We start from the raw sequence: 12,448 nt of genomic DNA, 5'->3' as shown, positions 1-12,448 counted from the left end.
TCAACACCCCTATCTCATCGCACCCCGACTTGTAATAACAAAAAGTACCCCGGGTGACCTGTAGGTCTGACACATCGCGGAGAGCGTCGTCACTCCGGCGCATGGCTCGCGCCGAGCAGGTCCCGCAGTCGCTCGGCCGCCGCCGTGAACCGCGGGTCGGCCAGGGTCGGCCCGTACTCGCGGCGGTCCGGCAGCCCCGGTTCGAGGGTCTCCACGATGCGGCCTGGCCGCGGGCTCATGACGACGATCCGGCTGCCCAGGTACACCGCCTCCGGCACGGAGTGGGTCACCAGCACCACGGTGGTGCCGGTCTCGCGCCAGATGCGGTTCATCTCGATGTTCATCTGCTCGCGGGTCAGCGCGTCGAGCGCGCCGAACGGCTCGTCCATCAGCAGCACGCGGGGCTCGTGCAGCAGGGCGCGGCACAGCGCGACGCGCTGCTGCATGCCGCCGGACAGCTCGTGCGGCAGGGCCTTCTCGAACCCGGTCAGGCCGGTGAGCTCGATCAGGTGGTCCGCGCGCTCCTCCGCGCGGCGCCGGTCCATCCCGCGCATCTCGGCCTGGAGCAGGATGTTCTTGCGCACGCCCCGCCACTCGAGCAGCGCCGAGCGCTGGAAGGCGAACCCGATCTCGCGCTGCGGCCCGGTGACCGCCCGCCCGTACAGGCGCACGTCACCCTCGGTGGCGAGGGTCAGCCCCGCGATGATCTTGAGCAGCGTCGACTTGCCGCAGCCCGACGGCCCCGCGATCGTGACGAACTCCCCCGGCAGCACGGCCAGCGAGACGTCGTCGAGCGCCACGGTCTCCGAGCGCTTGGAGGTGAAGCGCCGCGTGAGGTGCGAGACCTCGATGATCGGCTCGGCGTCGGCGGCCCTCTGCTCGGTCGCGGGCCCGGTCGTAGGCCCGGTCACGGGCCCCGTCGTGGCGGTCACATGCCCTCCCCGAAGGACCCGTCCCAGTACGCGTCCGGCGTGGGCTCGCCCTCGAACTCGGTGTTCTCGGTGAGGAACGTGAGCGTGTCGGTCCACTGCTGCTCGGTGTTCACGCCAGGCGCGGGGGCCTCCTCGAGGTTGAGCAGGCCGATCGTCGCCTCGAGCTGGGCAGCCAGCACCTCCTCGTCGGGTGCCTGCTCGGCGTCGGCGGCCATCGCGGCGACGGCGGCCTCCTGGTCCTCGGACGCCGCGAGGAACGACTTCGACGTCGCCCGCACCATCGCCTGGACCAGCTCGGGGTCGCTCTCGATGGTCGCCTCGTGCGCCAGCAGGCCGGTGCCGAGCATGTTCATGCCGAAGTCCGAGAACGGCAGGGCCGAGACCTCCTTGCCGGTCTGGTTCTCGATCGTCGCCGCCTGGTCGTGGTAGAAGCCCTGGATGGCATCGACCTTGCCCTCGATCAGCGCGGCGATCTTGCCGGCGGCGTCCACGTTGACGACGGTCACGTCGTCCGGGTTCACGCCGTTGATCTCCAGCCACGCCGGGAACGTGCCGTACATGGCGTCGCCGGGCGTGCCGCCGACCGTCTTGCCCACGAGGTCGGCGGGCTCGGTGATGCCCTGGTCGTCGAAGAACTCGACGGAGCTGGGGCCGGTCTGCAGGAAGACGCCGACGCTGCGCACCGGCATGCCGGAGCTGATGCCGTTCGCCAGCGGCGGGGTGTCCGCCCACCCGAAGTCGGTGTTGCGCTGCGCGACCTGCTGCACGGTGTTGCCGGACCCGTTGCCCGGCTGGATCGTCAGGTCGATCCCCTCGTCCTCGAAGATGCCCTCCGCCACGCCGTAGTAGAACGGCGCGTGCTCGCCGTACGGCACCCAGTTGAGGGTCACGGTGACCTCGGTCAGGCCCTCGGCGTTCTGCTCGCCCGGCCCGCCCCCGGCCGTCTGCCCGCAGGCCGCGACCGTCGCCAGGGCGACGCCCGCCACGGCCAGCGACATCGTGATCCTGCCGCCACGCTTCTGCTTCGTTGCACCACGCATGGGAGAGCCTTTCTGTCGTGCCGCCACGGTGGCGGCGGGAAGAGCGAGTGGGTGCGGGTCAGACGGTCGCGAGCGCGAGGTTGCCGCGCCGCGAGGCGTGCCACGGGATGAGGAGCCGTTCGAGCACCTCGACCAGCACGAACAGGACCACGCCGATGAGCGACATGAGGATCAGGTCGGCGAACAGCAGTGGTGCGTCGAGGTTGCCGCTGGCGAGCAGCAGCACGTACCCGAGGCCGCGGTCGGCGCCCACGAACTCGCCGACGACGGCGCCCACGACCGCCAGGGTGACCGCGACCTTGAGGCCGGACATGAGCTGCGGCAGGGCCCCGGGGAACCGGATCTTGCGGAAGGTCTTCCACCGGGAGGCGCCCATCGTCGCGGACATCTCCAGCAGCTCGGGGTCGACCGAGCGCAGCCCCGCGACGGCCGAGACGACGACCGGGAAGAAGGCGATGAGCACGGCCAGGACGATCTTCGGCGTCATGCCGAAGCCGAACCAGACGACCAGGATCGGGGCGATCGCGATCTTGGGGATGACCTGGGCGAAGAGGATGAGCGGGTAGAGGGACTTCTCCGCCGTCCGGGAGTAGACCAGCAGCACGGCGGCGGCCACGCCGATCACGGCCGCGAGCACGAACCCGACGATCGTCTCCAGCGTGGTGACCCACGTGTGCTCCAGCAGCATCGGCCACTCGGCCGCCATGGTCTCCGCGACCGCGCCCGGCGAGGGCACCAGGTAGGCGGGGACCAGCTCGCGCCAGGCCACGAACCACCAGACGGCGAACAGCGCGAGCAGCACGGCCGCCGGCCGCCACGACTCCGCGAGCAGCACGAGCGCCCGGCTCCCGGCCGACGGCCCGCCGGCGGACCGGGCGGGCGGCCGCGACCTGGGTGAGGACGGCGCCGTCGGACGGGCCTCCTGGGTGGTCACCATGGCGTGATCCTCCATAGTTCGCTCATTCCGTTTCGTCGCACGGGGTCGACGTCGACACCCGTGGGGCAGCGGGTCAGGGCACACCGGACGTCGTCGTCCCGGAGGTACCGGTCGGTAGAGCAGGTCAGCGGATCCGGCCTGTGGAGCCGCTTTTCACGGGGGACACTATGAGCCCCACCAGGGCCGGACAACGAGTTGCCACTTGTTGCCCCGGCACCGCCGGGACCAGGCGACACACGGTTGCCACGGGCGCCGGACCGGACGCCGGCTCAGGCGTCGCCCGGCTCCGCGGCGGCCCCCGCTCCCGCCCCGGTCCCCGTCTCCGGGACGGCCTCCAGGTCGACGGCTACGGACCGGAAGCCCGCGGACCGCACGGCCCGCAGCACCTCGCCCCGCAGGGGCTCCGACGTCATGGTCGCGAGGTCGCGGTGCGGCGCCTCGAGCCGCGCCAGGTCGCCGTGGTGCCGCACCCGGATCTCCTCGAGGCCGAGCCGCCGCAGCTCGCTCTCCGCGGCCTCGACCTGCACCGCGTCGTCCGCCACGTGATCGTCCGCGACCGGGTCGACGGGCACCGGGAGCAGGTCGGCCGGCACGGGAACGGACGGCGCAGGATCGGCCGGCGCCGCGAGCGGGTCGGTAGGCAGGGTCATGCCTGTCATTCGAGGGCGCCGCACCAGGGCCGTCAAGGAGTTGCCACCTCTTGCCGGGCGGGCAAGAACCTGCCGCGCGGGCGTCGTACCGCGGCAAATGGTTGCCGTCGGCCGGTCGCTCGCCGTACGCTCCCCGCGCATGGGCGAAACTGGCGAAACCGGGAGCTCTAGCAACAGACCGACCATCTACGACGTCGCCAGGGCTGCCGGCGTCGCACCCTCGACAGTCTCGCGGGCGTTCTCCCGTCCGGGGCGGGTCAACGCGGACACGGCGGACCGCATCCGCCGCGTCGCCCACGAGCTCGGCTACCGGACGAGTCCCATCGGGCGGGGCCTGCCGGACGCCCGGACCGCGCTGCTGGCGATCGTCGTGGCCGACCTGACCAACCCGTTCTTCTTCGAGATCATCCGCAGCGCCGAGAAGACCGCCATCGACTCCGGGTACACGCTGCTGGTGGTGGACGCGCACGAGTCGAGCGGGGCGGAGCGCCGGGCCCTGGAGCGCACGCTGCCCCTGGTCGAGGGGGTCGTGCTGGCCACCTCGCGGCTGTCCGACGCCGCGATCCGGGCGGTCGCCAAGCAGCGGCCGACCGTCGTCATGAACCGCGTGGTCACGGACGTCCCGAGCGTGGTGACCGACAACGCCCAGGGGATGCGGCGCGCCGTCGAGCACCTGGCGGGCCTGGGGCACTCCCGGCTGACGTACCTGGCCGGGCCCGAGGCGTCCTGGGCCGACGGCATGCGCTGGCGCGCCTTCCGCGAGGCCACCCAGGAGCTCGGCCTGCGGGCGCGCCGCCTCGGCCCGTTCGCGCCGACGCTCGCCGGTGGGCTCTCGGCCGCCCAGGCCCTGACCACCCACACCGCGACGGCGACCGTCGCCTACAACGACCTCGTCGCGATCGGCACCATGCGCGGGCTGACCCGCCTGGGCGTCGAGGTGCCCCGCGACCTGAGCGTCGTCGGGTTCGACAACATCTTCGGCTCCGACTTCTGCACCCCGCCGCTGACGACGGTCGCCTCTCCCCTGCGCCACTTCGGCACGTTCGCCGTCCAGCGCCTGCTGAACCAGCTCCGCGCGCCGTCGGCCGGGCTGTCGGCCGCGGCGTCGTCCGGGCTGTCGGCCCCGGCGCTGCTCCCGGCCAAGCTCGTCGAGCGCGGCTCGACGGCACGGCACGGCTGACCCTGGCGCCGCCGCCTCAGTTGGACACCCGTTCACCAGGCAGTCCGCAGCCGTGACCGGACCCGTCACGGTCCCGGATCGCCTGGTGAACGCTTGTCCACGTCTCCATCGCACACCGTCGCCCGGCGACGTCGTGGGTGCGCCCCGCGAGGGGCAACAAGTGGCAACTCGTTGTCCGGGGTTACCGCTCACCGCATAGTGACGTGGCGTACGCACGGTCCCAGCCAGGCAAGGTCCTCGATGGAGAGGCAAGGCCCATGGAACGTAGATCGACCCACCGCACCCTCGCCGCGATGCTCGGCGTGCTCGTGCTGCCGTTCACGGTGCTCCCGGCCGCGGCCCAGGCCGCGGGGCCGCCCGGAGCCCAGGCAGCCGCGCAGCCCGCCACCGACCCCACCCGGCCGCAGGAGCCCGGCGTGACCCTGCGCGTCTTCGACGTCCAGGTCCCGCTCGAGGACTACTGCACGCTCAAGCCGGGCCAGACGCCGAACATCGACAAGCTGATGCCGACGATCGACTACCGCACGGCCGCGGACTTCGGCCTCACGGACCGGTTCGTCACCGAGGTCACCGGCTACCTGAACGTCCCCGACGCCGGCGCCTACGACTTCCGCGTCACCAGCGACGACGGCGCCCGCCTGCTGCTCGACGACACCCTCGTCGTCGACCACCCGGGCAAGCACGGGGCGACGCCGAAGGACGGGTCGGTCGAGCTGGAGGCCGGGTACCACGCCCTGCGCATCGACCACTTCGACGGCGACTTCGGCCAGCAGCTCACGCTGGAGTGGCGCCCGCCGGGCGCGACCGGCTTCGCGCTGGTGCCGAACTCGGTGCTGAGCACCGACGCCGAGGTCACGCGCGTCACCTCCCCGGGCCGCAAGGTCTGTGAGGGCGTCGACGAGGCGCCGGGCGACGGTCTGCCGCTGACCGAGGTGCACCCCGACTACACGCTGACGAACCTGCGCCCGGACGGCTTCGAGCCGCAGGTCACGGGCATGGACTGGCTGCCCGACGGGCGGATGGCCATCGCCACGTGGGGCGGCGACCGCGAGACGGTGCTCGGCGAGGTGTACCTGGTCGAGAACGTGACGGGCGACGGCGGCGCCGACGACGTCACGTACACGAAGATCGCCGAGGAGCTCGAGGAGCCGATGGGCCTCAAGGTCGTCGACGGCCGCATCTACGTCTCCGAGAAGCACGGGCTGACCGAGCTCGTGGACACGGACGGCGACGAGGTCACCGACGAGTACCGCTCGGTCGCGACCTGGCCGTTCGGCGGCAACTACCACGAGTTCGCGTTCGGCCTGCTGTACGAGGACGGCTACTTCTACGTCTCCACGGGCATCGCGATGGTGCCGGGCGGCGCGACGCGCGACCCGCAGCTCGTCGAGAACCGCGGCTCGGTGCTGAAGATCGACGAGGACACGGGCGAGGTCGAGTACCTGGCGGGCGGCCTGCGCACCCCGAACGGCCTCGGTTTCGGGGCCGACGGCGGCATGTACGTCACCGACAACCAGGGCATGCACGTGCCGACGTCGAAGCTGGTGCGCGTCAAGGAAGGCGCGTTCTACAACCACTACACGAACCCGGACGGCCCGTACGACGACCAGCCGGTGACCGAGCCCGTGGTGTGGATGCCGCACGGCGAGATCTCCAACTCGCCCAGCAACCCCGTCATCCTCACGGAGGGCGTGTTCGAGGGTCAGATGGCGATCGGCGACGTGACGTACGGCGGCCTGCAGCGCGTCTACCTGGAGGACGTCGCCGGTCAGGAGCAGGGCGCCGTCTTCCGCATGACGCAGGGCCTGGAGTCGGGGGTGAGCCGGACGAGCGTCGGCCCGGACGGGTCGATCTACGTGGGCGGCATCGGCTGGTCGGGCAACTGGGGCCAGGCGGGCAAGCTCGGCTACGGCCTGCAGAAGCTCACGTTCGACGAGAACCGGGCGTTCGACATGCTCGAGATGCGCGCCGTCGAGGGCGGCTTCGAGATCGAGTACACCCAGCCCCTCTCGCAGGAGACCGCGCAGGACCTGGCCGGCAAGTACGAGGCGGCGCAGTGGCGCTACGTCTCGACGCCGCAGTACGGCGGGCCGAAGGTCGACGAGGAGGACCTGGCGGTCACCTCGGCCACGCTCTCGGAGGACCGCAGGACGGTGACCCTCATGATCGACGGGCTCAAGCCCGGCCGGGTCGTCAACGTGCACTCCCCGCGGCCGTTCGCGGCCGAGGGCGGCGCGGAGCTGTGGAGCACCGAGGCCTGGTACACGATGAACCGCCTGCCGGACGGTTCGACGCCGCCGCCGGTCTACGAGGCCGAGGCCGCCGACATCGCCGGCGGCGCGGGCTGGAACACGAACCACGCCGGGTACTCGGGCGCCGGGTTCGTGGACCGCAACTGGGAGCCGGGCGCCCGCACCACGTTCGCCGTGGAGGCCGGCGAGGCCGGCCCGCACGACCTGGCGCTGCGCTACGCCAACGGCCAGAACTCCGACCCCAGCCCGACGCCGCGGTCGATGAGCCTGTACGTCAACGGCGTCAAGCAGAAGCAGGTCTGGCTCGACAGCACCGTGAGCTGGGACAACTGGCAGACGCAGACCGAGACGGTGGAGCTGCGGGAGGGCGCCAACACGATCGCCTACGTGCACGACGAGGACGACCTGGGGCACGTGAACCTGGACAACCTCACCGTCACGCCGAGCGAGCGCATCACCCTGTTCGACGGCGGCGACCTCGACGCCTTCGAGAAGGCGAGCGGTGGCCCCGCGACGTGGCCGGTCGCCGACGGCTCGGTGGAGTCGTTCGGCGGCGACATCCGCACCAAGGAGAAGTTCGGCGACTTCCGGATGCACGCCGAGTGGTACCAGCCCCAGCACGCCGACGACGTCACCGGCCAGGCGCGCGGCAACAGCGGCGTCTACATCCAGGAGCGCTACGAGGTGCAGGTGCTGGAGTCCTTCGGCATCGACCCGCCGAAGAACAACGACGCCGGCTCGATCTACCTGAAGAAGGCCCCGGACATCAACGCCGCGACCGAGATGGGCACGTGGCAGACGTACGACATCCAGTTCCGCGCCGCCCGGTTCGCCCCGGACGGGACCAAGACCGAGGACGCGCGTCTCTCGCTCTGGTGGAACGGGCAGCTCGTGCACGACGACGTGGCGATCGACGGCAAGACGGGCAACGGTAAGGACGAGGGCCCGACGCCGGGGCACATCAAGCTCCAGGACCACGGCGACGCGGGCCTGAACCCGCGGTTCCGCAACGTCTGGATCGAGCGCCTCACCGGGCAGGAGACCTCCCAGGCGCTCGCGTCCAAGGTCTCGGCGCGGCTCACCCCGCCGAAGGTCCCGGCGGGCCGGGACGTGCAGGCCGAGATCCGGGTGCCCGGCGCCAAGGGCCGCCCGGCCCCGACCGGGACGGTCCGGGTCACCGTCGGCGACACGTCGGTCAAGGCCACGCTGGGCCGCGGCCCCGCGCGGCTCGTCGTGCCGACGTCCGGCCTGGGGAAGGGAAAGCACCCGGTCACCGTGCAGTACCTCGGCGACCTGGTGTACGGACGGAGCACGACGACGGTCGACCTGACCGTCCGCTGACCCCGTCCCTCTGATCTGGTCCCCCGAAGCTGATCGGTCCCTCGAAGGAGAGGTTCATCTGATGCGACGAACTACCAGCACCACCACCCGCACCCTGCGGCGCACCGCGAAGCCGTGGCTCGCCGCCGCCGTGGCCGCCACGCTGACCCTGCCGATCCTGGCGCCGTGCGCGTCGGCGGCCGGGCCCGGTCCGGCGGCCGGCGGAGCCCCAGGAACCGCCGCGTGCGCGTACGGCTACACCAGCGAGGCCACCGTCTGGTTCGGCGCCGGCGCCGACTCCGGCGTACCCAACCACGAGACCCGCGCCGGCTGCACCGTCATGGACGAGATCATGGCCGACGCTCCGTTCACGACGCACGGCAAGTTCGTCCGGACGGTCACCTCTGTGACCAAGGACCTGGTGCGCGAACGGGTCCTCACCGCCCGCGAGCGCCGGGACATCGTCCGCGCCGCCACCGACTCGGAGGTGGGCAAACCGCACCCGGTCACGGGCAGCCGGTCCGTCGACCTGTCGAGGATCGGCCTGGTGGGCTACACGGTCCGCGCGACCATGCCCACGGACGCCGAGGGGACCCTGGGCGCGCTCGCGGAGTGCGGCTTCCAGAACATCGAGCCGTCGGGCGCCGCCGGCAACTTCTACGGGTACACGGCCGCGGAGCTGGCGCCGCTCACGGACGAGGCAGGGCTGGAGGTGCCGTCGCTCGGCGTGAGCCTGTCGAACCTGCAGAACGACGTCGACCTGGTCGCCGCCGAGGCGCACGCGGTCGGCGCGAAGTACGTGCGCATCTCGGGCTCCGGCTCGTGGACGCTGGCGGACTACTCCCGGACGGCCGCGATCCTCAACGAGGCCGGCGAGGCTCTGGGTGCCGAGGGCATCCGGGTCGCGTACCACAACCACGGGTACGAGTTCGAGACCGAGGAGGACGGCGTCACGGGCTACGACGTGCTGGTCCGGGAGACGAACCCGGAGTTCGTGACCATGGAGCTCGACGTGTACTGGGCGGCGAGCACGGACACCTCCGCCACGGACCTGTTCGCGCGGTACCCGGGCCGGTTCGAGCTGCTGCACCTCAAGGACATCGCCGAGGACGGCTCCTTCGCCGACGTCGGCGCGGGCACCATCGACTTCGCCGAGATCTTCGCCGGCGCCACGCTGGCCGGCGTCCGCTACGGCTTCACGGAGAACGACCAGCCGTCCCCCGACGGCGTGACGTCCGCGTGCACCAGCCTCGGCTACCTCGCCGGGCTGCGCTACTAGTCCGCCACTGATCCGCCACTGACGCGTCCGGTCTGCTTCCGGGCGAGGGCACGCGCCCTCGCCCGGGGGTGCCGCACGCCCGCACGCCCCATCCGACCCAGCACGAAGGAGTGTTGATGTCCGCACCGCACCGCCGGGCACACCGCCGGGCACTGGCCGCGACGACCGGTCTGGTCGTCGCGCTCGGTGCCCTGGTCCCCGCCACCACAGCCGCCACCGCCCATCCCGGCTCGGACCATGCCGAGGCCGCCACGTTCGACAAGGTCCCCCTGGTCACGGAGGGCCTCGCCGACCCGTTCGAGCTCGACGTGGCCGACGACGGCCGCGTCGTCTACATCCAGCGCACCGGCCAGGTGGTCGTGCTGGACCAGGAGACGCTGCGCCAGACGACGGCCCTGGACCTCGACTACTCCCTGGACCTGCTCCAGCAGTCCGACGGCCTGCTGGGCCTGACCCTGGACGACGACTTCGCCGAGAACGGGTGGCTGTACCTGCTCTGGAGCGACCCCGACGTCGCGAAGATGAACCTCTCGCGGTTCACGATGGGGCCGGACGACACGATCGACCCGGCCTCCGAGAAGCGCCTGCTCGACTTCACCATCTGGCGCGGCGAGGGCCGCGCCAACTCGCACATGGCCGGCTCGCTGGCGATGGGTCCCGACGGCGACCTGTACGTGGCCACCGGCGACAACTCCGACCCGTTCGACCAGGCGGGCTACACCCCGATCGACGAGCGGGAGGGCCGCCGCGCCTGGGACGCGCAGGGCACGTCCGCCAACACGAACGACCTGCGCGGCAAGGTGCTGCGCATCACCCCGGAGGACGACGGCACGTACTCGGTCCCGGCCGGCAACCTGTTCGCTCCGGGCACGGAGGGCACCCGTCCGGAGATCTACGGCATGGGCTTCCGCAACCCGTTCCGGATCACCGTGGACCCCGGCACCGGTGCGGTGCTGATCGGGGACTACGGGCCCGACGCCCGCGTGGCCGACCCGCTGCGCGGCCCCGAGGGCCAGGTCGAGTTCATCCGGATGACGGAGCCGGGCAACCACGGCTGGCCGTACTGCCACGCCGACAACCAGCCGTACATCGACTACGACTTCGCCACCGGCGCCTCCGGCGAGCCGTTCGACTGCGCCAACCCGGTCAACGAGTCCCCGAACAACACGGGCCTGCGCGAGCTGCCGCCGTCGCAGGAGCCGCTCGTCTGGTACGGCTACGGGGTCTCTGACGAGTTCCCCGAGCTGGGCTCCGGCGGCGCGGCCCCGATGGGCGGCCCGGTCTACCGGTTCGACCCGGACCTCGACGTCAAGACCAAGTTCCCGGAGACCTTCGACGGGCACTGGTTCGTGTCCGAGTACGCCCGCAACTTCTACAAGGTGCTCTCGCTGGACGAGACCACGGGCGAGCTCGCCTCGATCGACCCGTTCCTGGAGGGCGAGACGTTCGTCGCCCCGTTCGAGGCCGAGTTCGGTCCCGACGGCTCGCTCTACATCATCGACTTCGGCCTGGGCCGGGGCGCCGGCCGTGGGAGCACCAACACGGACGCCGGCATCTACCGCATCGACTACGCGGCCGACGGCCGCAGGCCGATCTCGCGGTTCACCGCCGACGTCGACTCCGGGCCGGAGCCGCTGACCGTAGCCTTCGACGGCGGCACCAGCGAGAGCCCCGACGGGCTCGACATCACCTACGAGTGGGACTTCGAGAACGACGGCGTCGTCGACTCCACCGAGGCGAACCCGACGCACACGTACACCGAGCGGGGCCAGTTCAGCGCGCGCCTGACGGTCACGGACAGCGAGGGGTTCACGGGCGTCTCCGTGCAGAAGATCACGGCCGGCAACACGCGGCCGGACGTCTCCTTCGGGGCGCCGTTCCACGGGGGCTTCGCCGAGCTCGGCGACACGGTCGACTACGCCGTCGACGTGGACGACCCCGAGGACGGCTCCACCGACGCCGGCACGATCGACTGCGAGCTGGTCACGGTGAACACCCAGCTGGGCCACGACACCCACGCGCACCCGCTGGACAACTACACCGGGTGCTCCGGGTCCGTGTTCCTCGACCCGGCGGACCACGGCGTCGGGCAGAACGTCTACCCCGTGCTCGGTGCCGGCTACGAGGACCTCGGCGCCGACGGCGTGCCGGCGCTGGCCGGCCAGGACGTCATCCACCTCCAGGTACGGGACAAGGAGGCCGAGTTCTACGCCGACAGCTCCGGCGTCACCGTGGCGGACGGCGCGGACGCCCGCGGCGGCCGGCTCGTGACGGACGTCGACCACGGCGACTGGATCGCGTTCGGGCCGGTCGACCTGCGCGGCATCGACGCCCTGACGGTCGGCGCCGTGCGCGGCGCCGCCGACGCGACGATCGAGATGCGGGCCGGCAGCCCGACCGGGCCCAAGCTCGGCCAGGTCCAGGTCGCCAAGGCCACCGGAGCCGGGCAGGTCGTCTCGCCCACGATCGACCTCCCGGACCAGCAGGGTGCCACCACGCTCTACCTCGTCGCGAAGAGCAAGCGCGAGCCGGCCGACGGCGCAAACCTCGGTCTCGACTGGCTCGTCTTCCACGGGCGCGGCGTCGCCGACGCCACGGCCCCGGTCGTGACGGCCGAGGCCGGCCGCGGGGGCGTCCGGGCGGGCGGCCCGGTCGACCTGTCCGGGTCCGCCGTGGCGCCCGAGGGGCGGGAGATCGTCTCCTACGAGTGGGACCTGGGCGACGGGACCACCGCGGACGGCGCGAGCGTCAGCCACGTCTACGAGGAGCCGGGGCGCTACACCGCCCGGCTGATCGCGACGGACAGCGAGGGCACCCGCGACTGGACGACCGTGCGGCTGACGGTCCGGGGCTAGCCG

8 protein-coding genes are annotated in these 12,448 nt (G+C 71.9%); 4 read left to right on the top strand and 4 right to left on the bottom strand.

The window, feature by feature from the left end; genetic code table 11:
* Positions 1-89: 89 nt before the first annotated feature.
* The 4 genes from ACFU5G_RS16610 to ACFU5G_RS16595 all read right to left on the bottom strand — a co-directional run bounded on the left by ACFU5G_RS16610 (position 90) and on the right by ACFU5G_RS16595 (position 3,559).
* Positions 90-932 (bottom strand): ABC transporter ATP-binding protein, encoded by an 843-nt coding sequence (locus tag ACFU5G_RS16610; protein ID WP_377246802.1) that lies wholly within the window; start codon positions 930-932, stop codon positions 90-92.
* On the bottom strand, positions 929-1,972 hold the full coding sequence (locus ACFU5G_RS16605; RefSeq protein ID WP_377246799.1) for an ABC transporter substrate-binding protein: 1,044 nt from the start codon (positions 1,970-1,972) through the stop codon (positions 929-931). Before ACFU5G_RS16605 ends, ACFU5G_RS16610 begins: the two co-directional genes overlap by 4 nt.
* A gap of 58 nt (positions 1,973-2,030) precedes the next feature.
* Positions 2,031-2,909: an ABC transporter permease gene (locus ACFU5G_RS16600; protein ID WP_377246796.1), complete on the bottom strand. Its 879-nt coding sequence runs from the start codon at positions 2,907-2,909 to the stop codon at positions 2,031-2,033.
* 269 nt (positions 2,910-3,178) lie between these two features.
* On the bottom strand, positions 3,179-3,559 hold the full coding sequence (locus ACFU5G_RS16595) for a hypothetical protein (RefSeq protein ID WP_377246793.1): 381 nt from the start codon (positions 3,557-3,559) through the stop codon (positions 3,179-3,181).
* Between the two features lie 139 nt (positions 3,560-3,698).
* On the opposite strand from ACFU5G_RS16595, the gene ACFU5G_RS16590 reads away from it, so the two are divergent.
* The 4 genes from ACFU5G_RS16590 (at position 3,699) to ACFU5G_RS16575 (ending at position 12,445) form a co-directional block, all read left to right on the top strand.
* Entirely contained in the window at positions 3,699-4,739 is a 1,041-nt protein-coding gene (locus tag ACFU5G_RS16590) for a LacI family DNA-binding transcriptional regulator (protein ID WP_377246790.1), read from the top strand.
* A gap of 257 nt (positions 4,740-4,996) precedes the next feature.
* Entirely contained in the window at positions 4,997-8,332 is a 3,336-nt protein-coding gene (locus ACFU5G_RS16585; RefSeq protein WP_377246787.1) for a family 16 glycoside hydrolase, read from the top strand.
* 61 nt (positions 8,333-8,393) lie between these two features.
* Positions 8,394-9,590 carry a sugar phosphate isomerase/epimerase family protein gene (locus ACFU5G_RS16580; protein WP_377246784.1) on the top strand — a complete coding sequence of 399 codons (1,197 nt, stop codon included), beginning with the start codon at positions 8,394-8,396 and terminating at the stop codon, positions 9,588-9,590.
* Positions 9,591-9,706: 116 nt separating this feature from the next.
* Positions 9,707-12,445: a PKD domain-containing protein gene (locus ACFU5G_RS16575; RefSeq protein ID WP_377246781.1), complete on the top strand. Its 2,739-nt coding sequence runs from the start codon at positions 9,707-9,709 to the stop codon at positions 12,443-12,445.
* The last annotated feature ends 3 nt before the right edge of the window (positions 12,446-12,448 follow it).

Source organism: Promicromonospora sp. NPDC057488 (genome assembly GCF_042802395.1).
Taxonomy (GTDB): domain Bacteria; phylum Actinomycetota; class Actinomycetes; order Actinomycetales; family Cellulomonadaceae; genus Promicromonospora.
The sequence above is the reverse complement of the archived record's forward strand: the minus strand, read 5'-3'. Positions and strand labels throughout refer to the sequence as shown.

Excerpts from the sequence above, each read along its gene's own strand:
- ACFU5G_RS16585 (WP_377246787.1), top strand. The coding sequence starts at position 4,997 with ATGGAACGTAGATCGACCCACCGCACCCTCGCCGCGATGCTCGGCGTG.
- ACFU5G_RS16580 (WP_377246784.1), top strand. The coding sequence starts at position 8,394 with ATGCGACGAACTACCAGCACCACCACCCGCACCCTGCGGCGCACCGCG.
- ACFU5G_RS16595 (WP_377246793.1), bottom strand. The coding sequence starts at position 3,559 with ATGACCCTGCCTACCGACCCGCTCGCGGCGCCGGCCGATCCTGCGCCG.
- ACFU5G_RS16575 (WP_377246781.1), top strand. The coding sequence starts at position 9,707 with ATGTCCGCACCGCACCGCCGGGCACACCGCCGGGCACTGGCCGCGACG.
- ACFU5G_RS16590 (WP_377246790.1), top strand. The coding sequence starts at position 3,699 with ATGGGCGAAACTGGCGAAACCGGGAGCTCTAGCAACAGACCGACCATC.
- ACFU5G_RS16605 (WP_377246799.1), bottom strand. The coding sequence starts at position 1,972 with ATGCGTGGTGCAACGAAGCAGAAGCGTGGCGGCAGGATCACGATGTCG.
- ACFU5G_RS16600 (WP_377246796.1), bottom strand. The coding sequence starts at position 2,909 with ATGGTGACCACCCAGGAGGCCCGTCCGACGGCGCCGTCCTCACCCAGG.